Source organism: Pseudomonas sp. 8(2025) (assembly GCF_052665325.1).
In genome coordinates this window covers 68,940-89,833 of sequence record NZ_JBQOIE010000010.1, presented here as the reverse complement: position 1 = coordinate 89,833, position 20,894 = coordinate 68,940, and the positions used below count along the sequence as shown (strand labels likewise).

General features: G+C 62.2%; 15 protein-coding genes. 8 read left to right on the top strand and 7 right to left on the bottom strand.

Annotated elements, in window-relative coordinates:
• Position 1: 1 nt before the first annotated feature.
• The 3 genes from galE to acnA all read right to left on the bottom strand — a co-directional run bounded on the left by galE (position 2) and on the right by acnA (position 4,830).
• Positions 2-982, bottom strand: coding sequence for a UDP-glucose 4-epimerase GalE (gene galE, locus ACUXVH_RS19555; protein ID WP_041752059.1), 981 nt, complete (start codon positions 980-982; stop codon positions 2-4).
• Between the two features lie 141 nt (positions 983-1,123).
• Positions 1,124-1,912: a CPBP family intramembrane glutamic endopeptidase gene (locus tag ACUXVH_RS19550; protein ID WP_065363460.1), complete on the bottom strand. Its 789-nt coding sequence runs from the start codon at positions 1,910-1,912 to the stop codon at positions 1,124-1,126.
• Positions 1,913-2,088: 176 nt separating this feature from the next.
• Entirely contained in the window at positions 2,089-4,830 is a 2,742-nt protein-coding gene (gene acnA, locus ACUXVH_RS19545; protein ID WP_011060249.1) for an aconitate hydratase AcnA, read from the bottom strand.
• A 208-nt stretch (positions 4,831-5,038) separates the two neighbouring features.
• Between acnA and rlmM the strand changes: the two genes are divergently transcribed.
• Positions 5,039-6,112, top strand: a complete 1,074-nt coding sequence (gene rlmM / locus ACUXVH_RS19540) for a 23S rRNA (cytidine(2498)-2'-O)-methyltransferase RlmM (protein ID WP_015634804.1) — start codon at positions 5,039-5,041, stop codon at positions 6,110-6,112.
• A 192-nt stretch (positions 6,113-6,304) separates the two neighbouring features.
• The gene (tusA, locus tag ACUXVH_RS19535) at positions 6,305-6,556 is read left to right on the top strand and encodes a sulfurtransferase TusA (protein WP_011060251.1); all 252 of its coding nucleotides are present in this window, start codon (positions 6,305-6,307) and stop codon (positions 6,554-6,556) included.
• Here the strand turns inward: tusA and ACUXVH_RS19530 are convergent.
• Complete coding sequence (locus ACUXVH_RS19530; protein ID WP_019093726.1) at positions 6,553-7,962, bottom strand: MATE family efflux transporter; 1,410 nt, start codon at positions 7,960-7,962, stop codon at positions 6,553-6,555. The two genes, tusA and ACUXVH_RS19530, sit on opposite strands and share 4 nt — an antisense overlap.
• Positions 7,963-8,152: 190 nt before the next feature.
• Between ACUXVH_RS19530 and pdxB the strand changes: the two genes are divergently transcribed.
• Positions 8,153-9,295 carry a 4-phosphoerythronate dehydrogenase PdxB gene (gene pdxB / locus ACUXVH_RS19525; RefSeq protein WP_053157146.1) on the top strand — a complete coding sequence of 381 codons (1,143 nt, stop codon included), beginning with the start codon at positions 8,153-8,155 and terminating at the stop codon, positions 9,293-9,295.
• A gap of 57 nt (positions 9,296-9,352) precedes the next feature.
• On the opposite strand, the gene ACUXVH_RS19520 is transcribed toward pdxB, so the two are convergent.
• Positions 9,353-9,532 (bottom strand): PA1571 family protein, encoded by a 180-nt coding sequence (locus ACUXVH_RS19520; protein ID WP_011060254.1) that lies wholly within the window; start codon positions 9,530-9,532, stop codon positions 9,353-9,355.
• A 259-nt stretch (positions 9,533-9,791) separates the two neighbouring features.
• Here ACUXVH_RS19520 and ACUXVH_RS19515 point away from each other — a divergent pair, with 259 nt between their 5' ends.
• Positions 9,792-11,555: an ABC transporter transmembrane domain-containing protein gene (locus ACUXVH_RS19515; RefSeq protein ID WP_162470467.1), complete on the top strand. Its 1,764-nt coding sequence runs from the start codon at positions 9,792-9,794 to the stop codon at positions 11,553-11,555.
• A gap of 203 nt (positions 11,556-11,758) precedes the next feature.
• Here the strand turns inward: ACUXVH_RS19515 and ACUXVH_RS19510 are convergent, their stop codons facing one another.
• Positions 11,759-13,687, bottom strand: coding sequence for a transglycosylase SLT domain-containing protein (locus ACUXVH_RS19510; RefSeq protein ID WP_011060256.1), 1,929 nt, complete (start codon positions 13,685-13,687; stop codon positions 11,759-11,761).
• 213 nt (positions 13,688-13,900) lie between these two features.
• Here ACUXVH_RS19510 and ACUXVH_RS19505 point away from each other — a divergent pair, with 213 nt between their 5' ends.
• The gene (locus ACUXVH_RS19505) at positions 13,901-15,820 is read left to right on the top strand and encodes an ATP-binding cassette domain-containing protein (RefSeq protein WP_011060257.1); all 1,920 of its coding nucleotides are present in this window, start codon (positions 13,901-13,903) and stop codon (positions 15,818-15,820) included.
• Positions 15,821-15,915: 95 nt separating this feature from the next.
• On the opposite strand, the gene ACUXVH_RS19500 is transcribed toward ACUXVH_RS19505, so the two are convergent.
• A complete protein-coding gene (locus ACUXVH_RS19500) occupies positions 15,916-16,353 on the bottom strand; it encodes a universal stress protein (RefSeq protein WP_011060258.1) in 438 nt (145 codons plus the stop codon).
• Positions 16,354-16,453: 100 nt separating this feature from the next.
• Between ACUXVH_RS19500 and ACUXVH_RS19495 the strand changes: the two genes are divergently transcribed.
• From ACUXVH_RS19495 to fadA, 3 genes are all read left to right on the top strand, one after another.
• Complete coding sequence (locus tag ACUXVH_RS19495) at positions 16,454-16,891, top strand: hypothetical protein (protein ID WP_015634809.1); 438 nt, start codon at positions 16,454-16,456, stop codon at positions 16,889-16,891.
• A 555-nt stretch (positions 16,892-17,446) separates the two neighbouring features.
• The gene (gene fadB / locus ACUXVH_RS19490; RefSeq protein WP_011060260.1) at positions 17,447-19,594 is read left to right on the top strand and encodes a fatty acid oxidation complex subunit alpha FadB; all 2,148 of its coding nucleotides are present in this window, start codon (positions 17,447-17,449) and stop codon (positions 19,592-19,594) included.
• Positions 19,595-19,622: 28 nt separating this feature from the next.
• Positions 19,623-20,798: an acetyl-CoA C-acyltransferase FadA gene (gene fadA / locus ACUXVH_RS19485; protein WP_011060261.1), complete on the top strand. Its 1,176-nt coding sequence runs from the start codon at positions 19,623-19,625 to the stop codon at positions 20,796-20,798.
• The last annotated feature ends 96 nt before the right edge of the window (positions 20,799-20,894 follow it).

Below are 20,894 nucleotides of genomic sequence, written 5' to 3'. Positions count from 1 at the left end.
GTTACATGGACGAATGCCATGCATAGGCATGGGCAATGATATCGTCTAGAGCAGGGTAACGTGGGGTCCAGTTCAAAGCCTTCCTTGCCTGTGCGGAGTCCGCGACGAGCACTGATGGGTCGCCCATGCGCCTGGCTACAAACTCATGAGGAACTGCCTGGCGAGTGATTCGTTGCACGCTATTCAGAACATCTTTAACGCTATAGCCGGCGCCGTTCCCCAGGTTCAGCTTCAGGGAGTCGCCCTGATTTCGCAAATGATTCAATGCCGACAGGTGGGCGGCGGCTATGTCGCAGACGTGAATGTAGTCGCGCACGCATGTGCCATCGGCAGTTGAGTAGTCATCGCCAAAAATTTTCAGCGAAGGGCCGTTGCCCAGGGCGGCATTGATTGCCAAAGGTATCAAGTGCGTTTCCGGCTCATGGCGCTCGCCTAGCGAACCGTCTGGTTGAGCGCCTGCAGCGTTAAAGTACCGCAGGCACACGTGACGTATACCGTAGGCCTGTTCGTAATCAGGTAGAACCTGCTCGACTGCGAGCTTGGATCGGCCATAAGGATTTATCGGAACGGTTTGGTGAGCCTCGCAAATAGCGCCATTGGTAGGGCTCCCAAAAATGGCCGCAGTAGATGAAAATATGAAGTTCTTGATCTGATGGTGCGCCATGCTCGCCAGCAAGGCGAGGGTCTTGCTCAGATTGTTCTCGTAATACTTCGCAGGCTGCAGGACCGATTCCCCCACTTGAATGTAGGAAGCAAAATGCATTACTGCGTCGATCTCATGTTCCTGAAAAATTTGCTCGAGGAGTTCGCGATTACCAGCGTCCCCGACAATAAGAGGCACGCTCTGAGGCACGGTGTCGGCAAACCCGGAACTCAGGTCGTCGAGCACGACGGCTCCCAAGCCCTCTTCAGTCAGCATTCTCACCATGTGAGAACCTATATAACCGGCGCCCCCAATAACCAGTACATTTTTCGCCGTCACACCGCCTCTCCTTCGATGGCTTAGAGTCCGTTTTGCACATTCAATAAAATGGCGCTTGTTAATCCTTCTGACACTATATCAATCTTGGTGCGTGCCTGGGCCTTGCAGCATGCGCTTTGAACGTTTTTTGACGCTGCAGGTTCAAGCCAACATCGGATAAGTAAACAACCCAAAATGCAGCAAATTCAGCCCGAAATGCGTAACAACCGCGGCCCCCAACCCCCCGAACCGATACGCTAGTCCATACCCGACGCCAGCAATAGTCGCCAGCAACGTCCATTGCCATCCCGCACCTAAGTGCACCAACCCGAACAGCAACGCCGCCAAAAACAGCGCCAGATTCTCCCCATACGGCAACTGCTTGAACCGACGGCTTAACCCGCCCTGGATGTACCCGCGAAATAGCGCTTCCTCCACCAGCGTCACCAGAAGCAGGTTATTCAAAACCCATAGCCAAGCCTGTTCCGGCCACTTCGGCGCCCAACTGATGACGCCCAACAACGCAGCGCCGCCCAATGCGGCAATCGCCGTCAAGGCCAACGCCAGCGCCATGGCACAGATCGACAGGCGCAGGGAGCGGCGTGCAACAATCCACGGGCATACCAGCAGCAGCCAGAAGCCGATCAGCGGCTTGTCCTGGTTCAGGTACAGGGAGAAGGGCACGGCATCGTCGGTGAAGCGTTGCGGGTCGATGGCCCGGCCATTGTAGAACCCAGGCAGCCAGTGCATGGCCAGGGCCAGGGCGAGCACCACGAACAGGCCGTGGCCCAGGTACTGGCCGACGCGGCTGCGTTGCTGGCGCACGGCAAAGCCGGCAGCCAACAGCAGCAAGATCGACAGGGCGGCCAGCAGGCCCAGTTGCCCGTAGCTCAGGGCCAGTGCGTAGCCAATGGAAAGAAGTGCCAGGTACATCCATGGCAGAGCGGTCATGGGGAATCCTTGTTGCGTAAGAATGGGTATTGCAGAGACGTAGTACTGCGCCGGATCTGTAGTCGCCATTGCGACCGGTGAGTCAGATTTGGCGGGCGCGCAGTATAACCACCTCGTCCTGGCACGGCAGCCCAATGCAAAACACCGCCCGAAGGCGGTGTTTTTTTCAGGCAGCGTCAGGAGGCAATCAGTTGCCGCAGAACGTAGTGCAGGATCCCGCCGGACTTGAAGTATTCCACTTCATTCAAGGTGTCGATGCGGCACAGCACCTCGATCTTCTCCTGGCTGCCATCCTCACGGGTGATCACCAGGGTCAGGTTCATCCGCGGCGTCAGTTCCGTACCGCTGAGGCCGAGAATGTCCAGGGTTTCCTTGCCGGTCAGCTTCAGGCTCTTGCGGTTCTGGTCCAGCTTGAACTGCAAGGGCAGGACGCCCATGCCCACCAGGTTGGAGCGGTGGATACGTTCGAAGCTTTCGGCGATCACCGCCTTGACCCCCAGCAGGTTGGTGCCTTTGGCCGCCCAGTCGCGGCTCGAACCGGTGCCGTATTCCTGGCCGGCGATCACCACCAGCGGCGTGCCGTCGGCCTGATAGCGCATGGCTGCGTCATAGATCGCCAACTTCTCGCCGGTGGGAATGTACAAGGTGTTGCCACCTTCCTCGCCGCCGAGCATTTCGTTGCGAATGCGGATGTTGGCGAAGGTACCGCGCATCATCACTTCGTGGTTGCCGCGCCGTGAGCCGTAGGAGTTGAAGTCCCGCGGTTCCACGCCCTTGTCCCGCAGGTAGCGGCCAGCCGGGCTGTCGGCCTTGATGTTGCCGGCCGGGGAGATGTGGTCGGTGGTCACCGAGTCCCCCAGCAGGGCCAGTACTCGGGCGCCGCTGACATCGGTGATCTGCGGCAGCGGGCCGGCGATGTCATCGAAGAACGGCGGGTGCTGGATATAGGTGGAGTCGTCCTGCCACACATAGGTGGCGGCCTGCGGCACTTCGATGGCTTGCCACTGTGCATCCCCGGCGAACACTTCGGCGTACTCCTTGTGGAACATCCGAGTGTTGACCTGGGCCACGGCGTCGGCGATCTCCTTGCTGCTGGGCCAGATGTCCCGCAGATACACCGGCTGGCCGTCCTTGCCTTGGCCCAGAGGCTCGCTACTGATGTCGATGCGCACCGTGCCCGCCAGGGCATAGGCCACGACCAGGGGCGGCGAGGCCAGCCAGTTGGTTTTCACCAGTGGATGCACCCGGCCCTCGAAGTTGCGGTTGCCCGACAACACCGAGGCCACGCTGAGGTCGGCCTGCTGGATGGCTTTCTCGATCGGCTCCTGCAGCGGGCCGGAGTTGCCGATACAGGTGGTGCAGCCGTAGCCCACCAGATCGAAGCCCAGTTGGTCCAGGTAGGGCGTCAGGCCGGCAGCCTTGTAGTAGTCGGTCACCACCTTGGAACCTGGAGCCAACGAGCTCTTGACCCAGGGTTTGCGTTGCAGGCCTTTTTCCACGGCCTTCTTCGCCACCAGGCCGGCGGCCATCATGACGCTGGGGTTGGAGGTGTTGGTGCAGGAGGTGATGGCCGCGATCACCACGGCACCGTTTTTCAGGCGATAGGTCTGGCCGTCGTACTGGTAGTCGGCTTCGCCCACCAGGTCCGCGTTGCCCACCGCCACACCACCGCCACCTTCGCTTTCCAGGCGGCCTTCTTCCTTGCTGGTGGGTTTGAACTGCAGGTCGAGGAAGTCAGTGAAAGCCTGGGCAACGTTGGGCAGTGCAACCCGGTCCTGCGGCCGTTTGGGGCCGGCGAGGCTGGCCTCCACGGTGCCCATGTCCAGCGCCAGGCTGTCGGTGAATACCGGCTCCTTGCCCGGCAGGCGCCACAGGCCCTGGGCCTTGCTGTAGGCCTCCACCAGTTTCACCAGTTCGTCGGGGCGCCCGGACAGGCGCAGGTAGTCCAGGGTGATGTCATCCACCGGGAAGAAACCGCAGGTGGCGCCGTATTCCGGCGCCATGTTGGCGATGGTGGCACGGTCCGCCAGGGGCAGGTCGGCCAGGCCGTCACCGTAGAACTCGACGAATTTGCCGACCACGCCTTTCTTGCGCAGCATCTGGGTCACCGTCAGCACCAGGTCGGTGGCGGTGATACCTTCCTTGAGCTTGCCGGTGAGCTTGAAGCCGATGACTTCGGGAATCAGCATCGACACCGGCTGGCCGAGCATCGCCGCCTCGGCTTCGATCCCGCCCACGCCCCAGCCCAGTACGCCAAGGCCATTGATCATGGTGGTGTGGGAGTCGGTGCCCACCAGGGTGTCGGGGAAGGCGTAGGTGCGGCCGTCCTCGTCCTTGGTCCAGACCGTGCGCCCCAGGTATTCCAGGTTGACCTGGTGGCAGATGCCGGTGCCCGGCGGTACCACGCTGAAGTTGTCGAAGGCGCTCTGGCCCCAGCGCAGGAAGGCATAGCGCTCGCCGTTGCGTTGCATCTCGATATCGACGTTCTGCTCGAAGGCGCTGCTGCTGGCGAATTTGTCCACCATCACCGAGTGGTCGATCACCAGGTCCACCGGTGACAGCGGGTTGATCCGCTGTGGATCGCCACCGGCCTTGGCCATGGCGGCGCGCATCGCGGCCAGGTCGACCACCGCCGGCACCCCGGTGAAGTCCTGCATCAGCACCCGTGCGGGGCGGTACTGGATCTCGCGGTCGGAGCGGCGCTCCTTGAGCCAGGCCGCGATGGCTTTGAGGTCGGCGCCGGTGACGGTCTTGTCGTCCTCCCAGCGCAACAGGTTTTCCAGCAGGACTTTCAGCGACATGGGCAGGGTGTCGATATCACCCAGGCTCCTGGCGGCGTCCGGCAGGCTGAAATAGTGATAAGTCTTGTCGTCGACTTTTAGGGTCTTAAGGGTTTTCAGGCTATCGAGGGATGGCATTGAATGACTCCTTGTGGCCCGCACGGCTACGGGCCTGTGATACGGACAGAGAGTTAACCTAGCTCTGTTTGGGGCTTATAGCTAATCACTGGACTGCTGGGCTCAGTCCAAGGTTCCGAACTCGGTTATCATGCGCCGGTTTTCGTGACAGGCTTTGCTACAGGGCAGGTTTGCGCATCGATTCATCGCCATTTGCCCAGGAGATTCAATGAACACCCTGTTTATCCATTGCCGGCCCGGCTTCGAGGGCGAAGTCTGCTCCGAGATCGCCGACCATGCGGCCCGGCTGAATGTCGCCGGTTATGCCAAGGCCAAGCCCAGCACCGCCTGCGCCGAGTTCATCTGCACCGAGGACGACGGGGCCCAGCGTCTGATGCAGGGCCTGCGCTTCCCGGAGCTGATCTTTCCCCGGCAGTGGGCCCGGGGCGGTTTCATCGACCTGCCGGAAACCGACCGCATCAGCGTGATCCTTGCCTACCTGGCCAACTTCCCGCAGTGCGGCAGCCTGTGGCTGGAAGTGGTGGACACCAACGATGGCAAGGAGCTGTCCAACTTCTGCAAGAAGTTCGAAGCCCCCCTGCGCAAGGCCCTGACCGCTGCCGGCAAGCTGGTGGACGACGCGACCAAGCCGCGCTTGTTGCTGACCTTCAAGAGCGGTCGGGAAGTCTTCGTCGGCCTGGCTGATGCCGGCAACTCGGCCATGTGGCCCATGGGCATTCCACGGCTGAAATTCCCCCGGGAAGCGCCGAGCCGCTCGACCCTGAAGCTGGAAGAGGCCTGGCACCATTTCATTCCTCGGGACCAGTGGGACGAGCGCCTGCATGGCGACATGACCGGCGTCGACCTGGGGGCTGCCCCGGGCGGCTGGACCTGGCAACTGGTCAACCGCGGCATGCTGGTGACCGCCGTGGACAACGGCCCCATGGCTGAAAGCCTGATGGACACCGGCCTGGTGCAGCACCTGATGGCGGACGGCTTTACCTACAAGCCCAGGCAGCCGGTGGACTGGATGGTTTGCGACATCGTCGAGAAACCGGCGCGCAACGCCGCGCTGCTGGAGACCTGGATCGGCGAGGGGCACTGCCGCGAGGCGGTGGTCAACCTCAAGCTGCCGATGAAGCAGCGCTATGCCGAAGTGAAGCGCTTGCTGGAGCGCATCGAAGAAGGCTTCAAGGCCCGGGGCATTCGCGTGGCCATTGGCTGCAAGCAGCTGTACCACGACCGCGAGGAAGTCACCTGCCACCTGCGGCGCCTGGATCTGAAAAAGCCCAAATCGGCGTAGTACCCGCAACACCGCCCGCTTCCTGGTCGGAGCCGGCTTGCCGGCGAAAAAGGCCCCGCACTTGTGCAAGGCGTGAGGATGCCTTCGCTGGCAAGCCAGCTCCTACGGCAGGATCGGGGCCGTGGAACGACAGCAACAGATGAACCGATGGCGGTATTGCGCGACAATGCCGGCCAGTTTCAGGAGTGATTCATGAGTCAGATTATCGATACGCCGGTTGACGGCACCCTCGACGCCACCGGCCTCAACTGCCCGGAGCCGGTGATGATGCTGCACCAGCACATCCGCGACCTGCCGCCGGGCGGGCTGTTGAAGGTGATTGCCACCGACCCCTCCACCCGCCGCGACATTCCCAAGTTCTGCGTGTTTCTCGACCATGAACTGGTAGCGCAGCAGGAAGAGGCAGGTACCTACCTCTACTGGATCCGCAAGAAGCTCGATTAACCCGCCGAGCGGCTGATGCGGATCTGCTTGCGCGCGCTGCGGGTCAGGCGGATCGACAGCATCAGCGCCGCGCAGCTCAAGCCCACGATCAGGCCTTCCCACAGGCCACTCGGGCCCCGCGCCGGGCCGAACCAGTCGGTCAGGCCCAGGGCGTAGCCCACCGGCAAGCCAATCCCCCAGTAGGCGAACAGGGTCAGGATCATGGTCACCCGAGTGTCCTGGTAGCCGCGCAATGCGCCGGCCGCCGTGACCTGGATGCCATCGGAAAACTGGAACAGCGCCGCATACACAATCAGCATCGAGGCGACCTGAATCACCATCGGGTCGGTGGTGTAGATGGTGGCGATGGGCTCACGCAGGAAGAACATCAGGCTCGCCGAAAGGCAGGCGTAGGCCAGTGACGTGGCCATGCCGACGCCGGCGCTGAAGCGCGCATTGCGGGGTTGCTGGCGGCCCAGGGCCTGGCCGACCCGCACGGTCACCGCCATGGCCAGGGAGTAGGGAATCATGAACATCAGGGCGCTGACGTTGAGGGCGATCTGGTGCCCGGCCACCACCGTGGCCCCCAGGCTGCCGATCAGCAGGGCGATCACCGCGAAAATGCTCGATTCGGCGAACACTGCAATGCCGATGGGCAGGCCGATGCTCAGCAAGCGCCCGATCATCGCCCCTTGCGGCCAGTCGAAGCGGCTGAACAACTGGATCTTGCGGTAGGCCGGTGCCCAGAAAATCCAGCCGGCCATGCCCAGCATCATGGCCCACATCACGATGGCCGTGGCCCAGCCGCAACCGACGCCACCCATGGCCGGTACACCGAAATGGCCATAGATGAAGATGTAGTTGATGGGGATGTTCAGGGCCAGGCCTCCCAGGCCGATGACCATGCTCGGCACCGTGCGGCCCAGGCCATCGCTGAGGCAGCGCAGCACGTAGTACAGCGCTACCGCCGGCAAGCCACTGGCGATGCCGTGCAGGTAGCCCATGCAGGGCTTGATCAGTTCCGGATCGACATTCATCAGGTGCAGCACCGGCTCGGCACTGATCAGTATCAGCAGGGCCGAGATCCCGGCCACCACGGCGAGCCACAGTGCCTGGCGCACCAGCGGGCCGATCTCGTGCAGGTTGCCGGCGCCGAAGCGCTGCGCCACCTTGGGCGTGGTGGCCAGCAGGGTGCCGGTCATCAGCAGGAACACCGGAATCCAGATCGAGTTGCCCAGGGCGACGGCTGCCAGATCCCGCGGGCCGACCCGGCCGGCCATCACGGCATCGACAAAGCCCATGGCGGTGGTGGCCACCTGGGCAATCATGATGGGCAGGGCCAGTACCAGCAGGTCATGCAGTTCACGGCCGACCCGGGCAGGGCGGCTGGTGGCGGTGGCGGCAGGGGAGTCAGTCACGGAATTCACGGGGCGTAGCGTCCATAGGTGGTGTTGCGCAGGACGCGACAGTCTACGCGTTGACATCTCAGTCAGGAAAACATCCCGTGTTGTGGATTTGTAAGCGCCGGGGGTGGTGAAAATGCCGGTTCGCGCGCATGCCGCGCTAGCCCGGCCTGGCATCTGCGCCTACACTGCGGCTCCGCCAGAGGAGCCTGCCATGTTGATTGTTGCCGACGAAAATATCCCCCTGATCGAAGAGTTCTTTGCCGGTTTCGGCGAGATCCGGCGTTTCCCCGGGCGCGCCATCGACCGGGCGACCGTGGAGCAGGCAGATGTGTTGCTGGTGCGCTCGGTGACCCAGGTCGACCGCCAGTTGCTGGAAGGCAGCCCGGTGCGGTTTGTCGGCACCTGCACCATCGGCACCGATCACCTGGACCTGGAGTATTTCCAGCAGGCCGGGATCACCTGGTCCAGCGCCCCGGGCTGCAACGCCCGGGGCGTGGTGGACTATGTGCTGGGCAGCCTGCTGACCCTGGCCGAGATCGAAGGCGTGGACCTGGCGCAGCGTTGCTATGGCGTGGTCGGTGCCGGTGAAGTGGGCGGGCGCCTGATCGAGGTGCTGCGCGGCCTGGGCTGGAATGTGCTGGTCTGCGATCCGCAGCGGCAGGCGGCGGAAGGCGGCGACTATGTCAGCCTGGAGCAGTTGCTCGAGCGTTGCGATGTCATCAGCCTGCACACACCCCTGACCAAGAGCGGGCAAGACTCCACCTGGCACCTGCTGGATCGCCAGCGGCTGAACCGGCTCAGGCACGGCACCTGGCTGATCAACGCGGCCCGTGGCCCGGTGGTGGATAACCGGGCCCTGGCTGAGGTGCTGCGCCAGCGCGAGGACTTGCAGGCGGTGCTGGATGTCTGGGAAGAGGAGCCGACGGTGGATGCTTCCCTGGCGGACCTCTGCGTGCTGGCGACGCCGCATATCGCCGGTTACAGCCTGGACGGCAAGCAACGGGGCACGGCGCAGATCTACCAGGCCTACTGCCGTTTCCTCGGGCAGGCCGAGCAGGTCAGCCTGTCGGCCTTGCTGCCGGCGCCCTGGGTGCCTCAGGTCAGCCTGAATGCCAATGCGGACCCGGCCTGGGCCCTGGCGATGATCTGCCGTGCCGTGTATGACCCGCGTCGTGACGATGCGGATTTTCGCCGTAGCCTGTCGGACGATGTAGCTCAGCAGCGCAGCGCCTTCGATGGTCTGCGCAAGCATTATCCGGAGCGCCGCGAGATCGACGGCCTGGAAGTGCGCATCCAGGGCGAGTCCGCGGCCTTGAGCCGGATCGTCCGTGCCTTGGGTGCCAGGGAAGCCTGAAACCGCGCATAAAAAACCCGGCCGCAAGGCCGGGTCAAGAGGACGTGAGGCTGTGTGTCAATCTTGCCGAGCAGGCTTGACCAGTCGCTTTTCCAGTTCGCGGCAGGCGTTCTGGATCATGTCTTCAGTAATGGGTACTTCGCGACCCTGGGCGTCGATGATGGCACACCCCAGAGACTGGTTCGGCTGGGTACGGATCACTTGAATCTTGTCATTGCTGCTGTGTTGCAAGGACATGGCCTGTCTCCTCATCAGGTTGTGTGCTTACTCTAGAATGGCCGGGTGACCAAGCTGTTACAGACCGCCGCGAGGGCTGGCCCGGCGACTTCACTCCAACAGAAATGCCCGGGGAGTGCCAGCCACGGATTAGACCGATAATCTCTAGGCTCTAGTGTCAGCGGTCATAATCAACCTGACTCATTGTGATTTACCAAAGTTCCTGCGAATTCATCTCGTTGCCGTTGCTGCAACGAACGGCTCGCCGGTGCGTCAATGGATGAACAGCATGCTTTCTTCTCGTCACCGCCGGGCGCTGCATCTGGCCAGCCGCTTTGTCGCTCCCTACCGTTGGCAGGCGCTGGGCGCCTTGCTGGCACTGATAGTTACCGCCGGCATTACCCTGTCCATGGGGCAGGGCATTCGCCTGTTGGTGGACCAGGGCTTCATGACTCAATCGCCCCATCTGTTGAACCAGTCCATCGGCCTGTTCCTGCTGCTGGTGCTGGCGCTGGCGGTGGGCACCTTCGTGCGCTTTTACCTGGTGTCGTGGATTGGCGAGCGTTGCGTGGCGGATATCCGGCGCCAGGTGTTCAATCACCTGATCTACCTGCATCCCGGGTTCTACGAAAACAACCGCAGCTCGGAAATCCAGTCGCGCTTGACCGCGGACACCACCTTGCTGCAATCGGTGATCGGGTCTTCGCTGTCGCTGTTTTTGCGCAATGCGCTGATGGTGCTGGGGGGGATCGTGCTGCTGTTTGTCACCAACCCCAAGCTCACCAGCATTGTGGTCATCGCCTTGCCGCTGGTGCTGGCGCCAATCCTGATCTTCGGTCGGCGGGTGCGCAGCCTGTCGCGCCTGAGCCAGGACCGGATTGCCGATGTCGGCAGCTATGTCTCGGAAACCCTCGGCCAGATCAAGACGGTCCAGGCTTACAACCACCAACCCCAGGATGAACGGCGGTTTGCCGTGACCGTGGAGCAGGCGTTCGACACGGCGCGCAAGCGGATTGTCCAGCGTGCCTGGCTGATCACCCTGGTGATCGTCCTGGTGCTGGGGGCGGTGGGGGTGATGCTCTGGGTCGGTGGCATGGACGTGATTGCCGGACGCATCTCCGGCGGCGAGCTGGCGGCATTCGTCTTCTACAGCCTGATTGTCGGCAGTGCCTTCGGCACCCTGAGCGAAGTGATCGGCGAGTTGCAGCGCGCGGCCGGCGCGGCGGAGCGGATTGCCGAATTGTTGCGGGCGGACAATATCATCCAACCGCCCGCCGACGGGCTGGTAAGCCTGCCTGCGCGGGTGCGGGGTGATCTGGAGCTGGACGGTCTGCGGTTTTCCTATCCGTCGCGGCCCGACCGCTTCGCGATCGATGGTTTGAGCCTGAGCATCCGGGCCGGAGAGACTCTGGCGTTGGTGGGGCCTTCCGGGGCCGGTAAATCCACCCTTTATGATCTGTTGCTGCGCTTCTACGACCCGCAGCAGGGAAGGATCCTGCTGGATGGCGTGGCCCTGACCCAGCTCGACCCGCTGGACCTGCGTCGCTGCTTCGCCCTGGTTTCGCAAAGCCCGGCGCTGTTCTACGGCAGCATCGAGGAGAACATTCGCTACGGCAATCCCGAGGCGACCCTGGCCCAGGTCCAGGAAGCGGCGAAGATCGCCTATGCCCATGAGTTCATCGAACAGATGCCCGAGGGTTACCAGACCCACCTGGGGGATGCCGGGCTTGGCCTTTCGGGCGGCCAGCGCCAGCGCCTGGCGATAGCTAGGGCCTTGCTGGTGGACGCGCCGATCCTGCTACTGGACGAAGCCACCAGCGCCCTCGACGCGCAAAGCGAGCACCTGATCCAGCAGGCCTTGCCCAGCCTGATGAAGAACCGCACCACCCTGGTGATCGCCCATCGCCTGGCCACGGTGAAGAATGCCGACCGGATCGCGGTCATGGACCAGGGCAGGCTGGTCGCGGTGGGTACCCACCAGCAACTGATTGCCAGCAACCCCTTGTATGCGCGCCTGGCGGCCCTGCAATTCAGCGATGGCTGAGCCCACGCATCCCTGAGCCCTGTAGTCGCTGCCGCGCCTGCGAGGCTGCGCACGAGCACGTAGTCCTCGCCAACGTAGCGAGTGCTTTACGGCCACTTCGCGCCCGGTCGCAGGCTCGGCAGCGGCTACAGGTATTGGGGGGTGTTGGGGGAGATACAAAAATGCCCGCATTGCTGCGGGCATTTTTTGTTGTGGGGCGGTGCTTACTGATCGTCGAAATAGCGTTCGTGCCAGTCCACCAGGGGCTGCGGCGAATTGAGCTTCTGGCCGTAGATCACCGAGTAGGACAGTACGTTCTGCACGTACTGGCGGGTTTCGTCGAAAGGAATGCTTTCCACCCAGACATCGAAACTCAGGTGGTCGGCCCCCTTGAGCCACTGGCGCACCCGCCCGGGGCCGGCGTTGTAGGCGGCGGAAGCCAGTACCCGATTGCCGTTGAACTGGCTGTGGACCTGGCTCAGGTAGGCGGCGCCCAACTGGATGTTCTTGTCCGGGTCCAGCACTTGCTGGGGCGAGGCTAGGGGAATGCTGAACTTGCGCGCGGTTTCCTTGGCGGTGCCGGGCATCAGCTGCATCAGGCCGCTGGCGCCGACGCCGGAACGGGCGTCGTCCATGAAGGCGCTTTCCTGGCGGGTAATGGCGAACACCCAGCTGGAATGCAGGCCGCGAACCTTGGCTTCGCGCACCAGGGTGTCGCGGTGGGCCATGGGGAAGCGGATGTCCAGGTCATCCCAGTACTGGGCCTGGCTGATGGTGCGAATGGCCGGGAAGTACCATTTCAGGTCGTAGGCCAGCTTGGCCTGGGCAACCATTTCGTCGCGGTTGAAATGCCGGCTGACGTGGTACCACTCGCGGCGGCCGTCGACGATCTGCCCGCGGGCATGCAGCTCCAGGGCGCGGCGTACACCCGGGGTGTTGCGTACCTTGTTGATCACGGCCTGGCTGAGCATCAGCGGTTGGTTGTTGAGCTGGTAGGGCGCCTTGGCGTGATCGGCGGCAAGGAAACCGTAGAAATCCCGCTCCCGGGCCAGGCCCTTGAACAATACCTGGGCCTGAGGGTTCTTCGGTTCGGCCAGTTCCAGGCTACGGGCCTGCCAGTAGCGCCAGCGGTTGGTGGTGGCCAGGTCCTGGGGCAGCTTGCGGGTCAGCTGGTAGGCGTCTTCCCAGCGCGCCAGGCGCAGCAGCAGGCGCAGGCGCCATTCGGAGACGGTGTTGTCCCGCAGTTCGGGATCGTACTTGGTCATCACGTCCAGGGCGCGGCTGTCGAAGCGCCGTGCCAGGGTCAGGCCGATCTCGCGGGCGATGGCCACTTTTTCGTCACGGGAAAAGTGCATGCTGCTGGCATAGCCATCCAGCAGGGCCATGGCCTTGTCCGGATCCTGGCGCGCCAGGCGGCGCAGGCCGAGGCCAACCACGTCGGACATGGCTTCATCGGCAGGCTGGAAGCGCGAGGGCTGGCTCAGCAGTTCGGGTTTTTGCGCCACGTCCACCAGCAGGCGGCCCTGGGGCGCCAGGGTGGTCATGCTCTTTACCAGGCTGTTGGCCAGGGGGTAGTTGCGGGCCTCGGCGGCCAGTTTGGCTCGCTGCCAGCGCTTCTGTTCGGTCAACTGGCCTTCGGCGGCCCACTGGGCGAACAACGCGTCGCAGGCAGCAGGTTGGGATTTGCCGGTCAGCCAGAGCTTCTCGGTGGCGGCGTAGCCTTCGGCCTTGAGGTTGTGCCCCAGCTGGTACTGGCCATTGAGGCAGTCCAGTTCGGTGAAGTTGAGTTTCGGATCGTAGTACTTGGTGAAGGTCGCCCAGTCGCCGCGTTCGGCCAGCCAGCGCAACCAGCGCAGTTTCATCCAGTTGGCCTGGGGCAGGTCGCCATGTTCGGCGAGGAACTTCTCGATCTCGGGGTTGCTGGCGGATTTCAGCCGGGCGGTGAGCTCGTCGTAGGCCAGGTAGGGCTCCAGCGGATAGTCGCGCAGCGCATCGGCATAACGGAAATAGGGGCCGGAATCGCCTTTGGCCAGGGCGCGCTTGGCTTCATCGTAATACTGGCGCTGTAGAGTCAGGTCTGCCGCCTGGGCGCAGTGGACGGCTGTGGTGGAAAGAAGCAGGCAAGATAAAACACTGAAAAGGCGACTGCGCATGAGACATCCGGGCAGAGAAATCATGACAAGTGCCGACAGGGCCAACACTGATTGCTCACTAGCTTAGCCTTTTGCCAGCAACCGGTGAAAGCTTTGCCGGCCTGCTGGCATCAGTTGGCAAAAAATGTGCCGCGAGCGCCCTTGTGGGCGAAATACCCGGCCTTCTGCGGGCTCAACTCAGGTAGAATGCGCGCCCGGTTTTTGGAGAAGAACATGACCCTGCTCAAATTCAGCGATGTGTCCCTTGCTTTCGGCGCCATGCCGTTGTTGGACAAGGTGTCCTGGCAGATCGCCCGTGGTGAGCGGGTGTGCATCATCGGCCGTAACGGTACTGGCAAATCCAGCATGATGAAGCTGGTCAAGGGCGATCAGAAGCCCGACGACGGCTCCGTATGGCGCGCACCCGGTCTGAAGATCGGCGAATTGCCCCAGGAATTGCCGGTGGCCGACGAGCGGACCGTGTTCGACGTGGTCGCCCAGGGCCTGGACGGTGTCGGCGAGTTGCTGGCCCAGTACCACCACCTGAGCCAGAACATCGTCACCGACGCCGATCTGGAAAAACTGATGCACGTCCAGCACGACCTCGAAGCCCGTGACGGCTGGCGCCTGCAACAATTGGTGGACAGCACCCTGAGCCGCCTGCAACTGCCGGCCGACAAGACCCTCGCCGAGTTGTCCGGCGGCTGGCGTCGTCGCGTGCTGCTGGCCCAGGCCCTGGTGTCCGAGCCGGACCTGCTGCTGCTCGACGAGCCCACCAACCACCTGGACATTGGTGCCATCGCCTGGCTGGAAGAGGCGCTGAAGGATTTCCAGGGGGCGGTCCTCTTTATTACCCACGACCGTTCCTTCCTGCAGAACCTGGCCACCCGCATCCTCGAACTGGACCGCGGCGGCCTGATCGACTGGAACGGCGACTACGCCAGCTTCCTGGTGCACAAGGAAGCCATGCTGGCGGCGGAAGAAACCGCCAACGCGCTGTTCGACAAGCGCCTGGCCCAGGAGGAAGTCTGGATTCGCCAGGGCATCAAGGCCCGGCGCACCCGCAACGAAGGCCGCGTGCGCGCCCTCAAGGCGCTGCGTGTCGAGCGCAGCGAACGTCGCGAGCGTACCGGCAAGGCCAATATCCAGCTGGAAACCGCAGACAAGTCCGGCAAGCAGGTGATGGTGCTGGAGAACGTCAGCTTTGCTCACCCGGACGGTCCGTTCCTGGTCAAGGACTTCTCCATGGTCCTGCAGCGCGGCGACCGCATCGGCCTCTTGGGCGCCAACGGTACCGGCAAGACCACGCTGCTCAAGCTGATGCTCGGTGGCCTGGTGCCCAGCAGCGGTAAGGTGGAAGAGGGTACGCGTATCGACGTGGCCTACTTCGACCAGTTGCGCCATCAGCTGGATCTGGAAAAGACCGTGATCGACAACGTTGCCGAAGGTCGCGACTTCATCGAGATCGATGGCCAGAGCCGCCACGTGCTGAGCTACCTCGGCGACTTCCTGTTCAGCCCGCAGCGTGCTCGCACGCCGGTCAAGGCGTTGTCTGGCGGCGAACGTGCGCGGTTGCTGCTGGCCAAGCTGTTCAGTAAACCGGCCAACCTGCTGGTGCTCGATGAACCGACCAACGACCTGGATGTAGAAACCCTCGAACTGCTGGAAGAGGTGCTGCTGACCTTCCAGGGCACTGTGCTGATGGTCAGCCACGACCGGGCATTCCTCGACAACGTGGTGACCAGCACCCTGGTCTTCGAAGGGGAAGGCAAGGTGCGCGAGTACGTCGGCGGCTACCAGGACTGGTTGCGCCAGGGCGGTTCGCCGCGGTTGCTGGGGGTGACCGAGAACAAGTCCGGCAAGGCCGAGCTGAACTCTGCAGTGGTGGCACCGGTACAGGCGGCTCCGGCTCCTGCCCAGGAAGCGCCGGCGGCGAAAAAGAAGCTCAGCTACAAATTGCAGCGCGAGCTTGAGGCTTTGCCGGGGCAGATCGATGCCATGGAGCAGCAGATCGCCGGGGTCGAGGCGGAAATGGCCGACGCTGGTTTCTATCAGCGCCCGGCGGCGGAAACTGCAGCGGTAATTGCCCGCCTTGAGCAGTTGAATGCCGAACTGGAGCAGATGGTCGAGCGCTGGGCCGAACTGGATGCCTGAGTGACCGGTTGCTGATAAAAAAGCCCGACTGCAGAGTCGGGCTTTTTTTCAGTGCGCTTGCCAGCTTTTGGGAGCCGGCAACCCTCGGGGCGGGTTCAGCGTTTGACCAGGTGCACGGCCAGCACGTCGCAAGGCGCGCCGTGCAGGACGTCATTGGCGGTGGAGCCCAGTAGCAGGGCCAGGCCATGTCGGCCGTGGCTGCCGACCACGATCAGGTCGCATTCCTGTTCCTTGGCCAGGTGATGGATTTCCTGGCGCGGCTGGCCGTAGGTCAGGTGGCTGTATTCCTTGGTCAGCTCCGGGTACTTGTTGATCAGCCGATCAAGACGCTCCCGGGCCTGGTCGAACTGTTGCTGCTGCAATTGCGAAAGATCCATGGGGACGTCGCCCCCGAAGGCCATGGCCATGGGTTCGACAATGTGCACCAGGGACAGCTTGGCTCCATTGCTCACCGACAGTTCGCGAGCACGGTGGATAACAGGATCGCACTCTTCGGTTAGATCTACGGCGACCAGAATATGGTGGTAGGGCATGAGGTGCTCCTCCTGAGGGTTGCAATAGCTTCAAGTATGGCTGGTTTCAAGCGGGTTGGTTTGACCCAGGTCCCGCTCATCAAAAATCGAGAGTACAGATATGACGGTCTGGATAGTGGTGTCAATCCTTGCGGTAGTTCTCAGTCCGCTGGCGTGGTTGCGACCTTCTCGTCGCCAGAGCGGGTTGATCGCCTTGCGCATGGAGGCGCGACGCATGGGCCTGGCCATGCAACTGGCCCCTCAGGAGTGGCCGCACTGGCTGGGCCAGGAGCCGCCCAACCCTTGCCCGCAGTATCACCGGCCACGACGCAGCGGGCAGCCTGTGTGTTGGAGTTATTGGCAGATCGCGCCGGGCAACTGGGTCAACCAGTGGCGCGAGCCCTGTGTCGATGAGCCACTGCTCAAGCACTTCCAGGCCTTGCCGGCAGGGGTGTTCAAGGTCGAGGCGGACAAGCAGATGATCGCCCTGTACTGGAACGAGCGTGGCGAGGTCAGTGTTTTGCAGGATATTGCCTCGGTGCTCAAGGCGTTGGCCTGAGTCATCCAGGGGAGGGTGCGCGCGGCAATCGCGGGCAGCCGGCAATAAAAAGCCCGATATCAGCATCGGGCGGGGATGGCCAGGCAGGCCGGTAATCTCGTGGCTGCCACCCGGGGTGGCCTCTTGCAGAATGGGGCGGTGCCCCTGTCGCACAAACTGTGCGGCTTCTTCAGATATTTTCCCAGCGTAGTCGCTCTTTCTCCCATTCAGTGGGAGATTTAGGGCGCATTTTCTAAATATAGATCCTATGAATGGTTATGAATGCAGGGGCGTGTTGATCGTTCAGGGAGCAATGGAGTGACCGCAAAGTCGCGTTTCAAACAGCATTTTGGACGATTGACAATTGCTGGATTTTCCCTGAATGTGGCGTACCCAAATCAAACGGGCGTATGAAATGAGCGTTTGCATCGCAGGCGGCTCTATACAGAATCCCGACTATCGCGTTGGCGGGTGTGCCTGGCGGATTGGCGTTAGCATCGACGGTGACGTTAGTGCCATGCCAGAAGTCAGCGTCCGACGTGTACTGTTCAGCTTCCATATCGTGGAGATCAGTTGATGATTTACGAAGGTAAAGCCATCACGGTTAAGGCTCTTGAAAGTGGCATCGTCGAATTGAATTTCGACCTCAAGGGTGAGTCCGTCAACAAGTTCAACCGTCTAACCCTGAACGAATTGCGTCAGGCTGTTGACACCATCAAGGCAGATGCTTCGATCAAGGGCGTGATCGTCAGCAGCGGCAAGGACGTGTTCATCGTCGGCGCCGACATCACCGAGTTTGTCGACAACTTCAAGCTGCCGGATGCCGAGCTGGTGGCAGGCAACCTCGAAGCCAACAAGATCTTCAGCGATTTCGAAGACCTCAACGTGCCAACCGTTGCCGCGATCAACGGCATCGCCCTGGGCGGCGGCCTGGAAATGTGCCTGGCGGCGGACTACCGCGTCATGGCTGCCAGTGCCAAGATCGGCCTGCCGGAAGTCAAGCTGGGCATCTACCCGGGCTTCGGCGGTACCGTGCGCCTGCCGCGTCTGATCGGTGCCGACAACGCCATCGAGTGGATTGCCGCCGGCAAGGAAAACCGTGCTGAAGACGCGCTGAAAGTTGGTGCCGTCGACGCCGTGGTTGCTCCCGACAAACTCAAGGACGCCGCTCTGGCCCTGGTCAAGCGCGCCATTTCCGGCGAGTTCGACTACAAGGCCAAGCGCCAGCCTAAGCTGGAAAAGCTCAAGCTCAACGCCATTGAGCAGATGATGGCTTTCGAAACCGCCAAAGGTTTCGTGGCCGGCCAGGCTGGCCCGAACTACCCGGCACCGGTCGAAGCGATCAAGACCATTCAGAAAGCCGCCAACTTTGGCCGCGACAAAGCCTTGGAAGTAGAGGCCGCCGGCTTCGTCAAACTGGCCAAGACCTCTGCTGCGCAAAGCCTGATCGGCCTGTTCCTGAACGATCAGGAACTGAAGAAAAAGGCCAAGGCCTACGACGAAATCGCCAAGGACGTGAAGCAGGCCGCCGTACTCGGCGCCGGTATCATGGGTGGCGGCATCGCCTACCAGTCGGCCTCCAAAGGCACGCCGATCCTGATGAAGGACATCAACGAACACGGCATCGAGCAGGGTCTGGCGGAAGCCGCGAAACTGCTGGTGGGCCGCGTTGACAAAGGCCGCATGACCGCCGCGAAGATGGCTGAAGTGCTCAACGGCATTCGTCCGACCCTGTCCTACGGTGACTTCGGCAACGTCGATCTGGTGGTTGAAGCCGTGGTCGAGAACCCAAAGGTCAAGCAGATCGTGCTGGCTGAAGTGGAAGGCCAGGTCAAGGAGGACACCATCCTGGCGTCCAACACCTCGACCATTTCCATCAGCCTGCTGGCCAAGGCCCTCAAGCGTCCGGAAAACTTCGTCGGCATGCACTTCTTCAACCCGGTGCACATGATGCCGCTGGTGGAAGTGATCCGTGGCGAGAAGTCCAGCGAGCTGGCGGTAGCGACCACCGTTGCCTACGCCAAGAAAATGGGCAAGAACCCGATCGTGGTCAACGACTGCCCGGGCTTTTTGGTCAACCGCGTGCTGTTCCCGTACTTCGGCGGTTTCGCCAAGCTGGTCAGCGCCGGTGTGGACTTCGTGCGCATCGACAAGATCATGGAGAAATTCGGCTGGCCAATGGGCCCGGCGTACCTGATGGACGTGGTCGGCATCGACACCGGCCACCACGGTCGTGACGTCATGGCCGAAGGCTTCCCGGATCGCATGAAGGACGATCGCCGCTCGGCCGTGGACGTGCTCTACGAAGCCAAGCGCCTGGGCCAGAAGAACGGCAAGGGCTTCTACGCCTACGAAACCGACAAGAAGGGCAAGCAGAAGAAGGTGGCCGATCCGTCGGTGCTGGAAGTGCTCAAGCCGATTGTCTACGAGCAGCGTGAAGTCACCGACGAAGACATCATCAACTGGATGATGATCCCGTTGTGCCTGGAAACCGTTCGTTGCCTGGAAGACGGCATCGTTGAAACCGCTGCCGAAGCTGACATGGGCCTGGTCTACGGCATTGGTTTCCCTCCATTCCGTGGCGGTGCGCTGCGCTACATCGATTCCATCGGTGTTGCCGAGTTCGTTGCCCTGGCCGACCAGTACGCCGATCTGGGCGCGCTGTACCACCCGACCGCGAAGCTGCGTGAAATGGCCAAGAACGGCCAGAGCTTCTTCGGTTAAGCGCCCACACTAGAGCGAGAGTGAACATATGAGCTTGAATCCTAGAGACGTCGTGATTGTCGACTTCGGTCGTACTCCGATGGGCCGCTCCAAGGGCGGCATGCACCGCAACACCCGCGCCGAAGACATGTCGGCGCACCTGATCAGCAAACTGCTGGAACGCAACGCCAAGGTCGACCCGGCGGAAGTCGAGGACGTGATCTGGGGCTGCGTCAACCAGACCCTGGAGCAGGGCTGGAACATCGCACGCATGGCGTCGCTGATGACCCAGATCCCGCACACCTCGGCCGGCCAGACCGTCAGCCGCCTGTGTGGCTCGTCCATGAGTGCTTTGCACACTGCCGCGCAAGCGATCATGACCGGCAACGGTGACGTGTTCGTGGTCGGCGGCGTCGAGCACATGGGCCACGTGAGCATGATGCACGGTGTCGATCCGAACCCGCACATGTCCCTGTACGCAGCCAAAGCCTCCGGCATGATGGGCCTGACCGCCGAGATGCTGGGCAAGATGCACGGCATCACCCGTGAGCAGCAGGACGCCTTTGGCGTGCGCTCCCACCAGCTCGCCCACAAGGCGACTGTGGAAGGCAAGTTCAAGGATGAAATCATCCCGATGCAGGGTTACGACGAGAACGGTTTCCTGAAACTGTTCGACTACGACGAAACCATCCGTCCCGAGACCACCCTGGAGAGCCTGGCGGCCCTGAAGCCGGCGTTCAACCCTAAAGGTGGTACCGTGACTGCCGGTACTTCGTCGCAGATCACCGACGGTGCCTCGTGCATGATCGTGATGTCGGCCCAGCGTGCCCAGGACCTGGGTATCCAGCCGATGGCGGTGATTCGTTCGATGGCCGTTGCAGGTGTGGATCCGGCCATCATGGGCTATGGTCCAGTACCGGCCACGCAGAAAGCCCTGAAGCGCGCGGGCCTGGGCATCAACGATATCGACTTCTTCGAGCTCAACGAAGCTTTCGCTGCACAGGCCCTGCCAGTGCTGAAAGATCTGAAAGTGCTCGACAAGATGAACGAGAAGGTTAACCTGCACGGCGGCGCGATCGCCCTGGGTCACCCGTTCGGTTGCTCCGGCGCACGTATCTCCGGGACCCTGCTCAACGTCATGAAGCAGAATGGCGGCACCTTCGGGGTGTCCACCATGTGCATCGGCCTTGGCCAGGGTATCTCGACCGTCTTCGAACGCGTTTAAGCGTTGGGTTGATGGAAGCCGGGGCCCAGTGCCCCGGTTTTTGTTTTTCTGAAGATTTGTTTGTCTTTATTTTGAAAAAATTGCACGAGGGCCAGA

Bases quoted from the DNA above. Each gene is read 5' to 3' on its own strand.
- ACUXVH_RS19550 (WP_065363460.1), bottom strand. From the start codon at position 1,912: ATGACCGCTCTGCCATGGATGTACCTGGCACTTCTTTCCATTGGCTAC.
- acnA (WP_011060249.1), bottom strand. From the start codon at position 4,830: ATGCCATCCCTCGATAGCCTGAAAACCCTTAAGACCCTAAAAGTCGAC.
- rlmM (WP_015634804.1), top strand. From the start codon at position 5,039: ATGAACACCCTGTTTATCCATTGCCGGCCCGGCTTCGAGGGCGAAGTC.
- tusA (WP_011060251.1), top strand. From the start codon at position 6,305: ATGAGTCAGATTATCGATACGCCGGTTGACGGCACCCTCGACGCCACC.
- pdxB (WP_053157146.1), top strand. From the start codon at position 8,153: ATGTTGATTGTTGCCGACGAAAATATCCCCCTGATCGAAGAGTTCTTT.
- ACUXVH_RS19520 (WP_011060254.1), bottom strand. From the start codon at position 9,532: ATGTCCTTGCAACACAGCAGCAATGACAAGATTCAAGTGATCCGTACC.
- ACUXVH_RS19515 (WP_162470467.1), top strand. From the start codon at position 9,792: ATGAACAGCATGCTTTCTTCTCGTCACCGCCGGGCGCTGCATCTGGCC.
- ACUXVH_RS19510 (WP_011060256.1), bottom strand. From the start codon at position 13,687: ATGCGCAGTCGCCTTTTCAGTGTTTTATCTTGCCTGCTTCTTTCCACC.
- ACUXVH_RS19505 (WP_011060257.1), top strand. From the start codon at position 13,901: ATGACCCTGCTCAAATTCAGCGATGTGTCCCTTGCTTTCGGCGCCATG.
- ACUXVH_RS19500 (WP_011060258.1), bottom strand. From the start codon at position 16,353: ATGCCCTACCACCATATTCTGGTCGCCGTAGATCTAACCGAAGAGTGC.
- ACUXVH_RS19495 (WP_015634809.1), top strand. From the start codon at position 16,454: ATGACGGTCTGGATAGTGGTGTCAATCCTTGCGGTAGTTCTCAGTCCG.
- fadB (WP_011060260.1), top strand. From the start codon at position 17,447: ATGATTTACGAAGGTAAAGCCATCACGGTTAAGGCTCTTGAAAGTGGC.
- fadA (WP_011060261.1), top strand. From the start codon at position 19,623: ATGAGCTTGAATCCTAGAGACGTCGTGATTGTCGACTTCGGTCGTACT.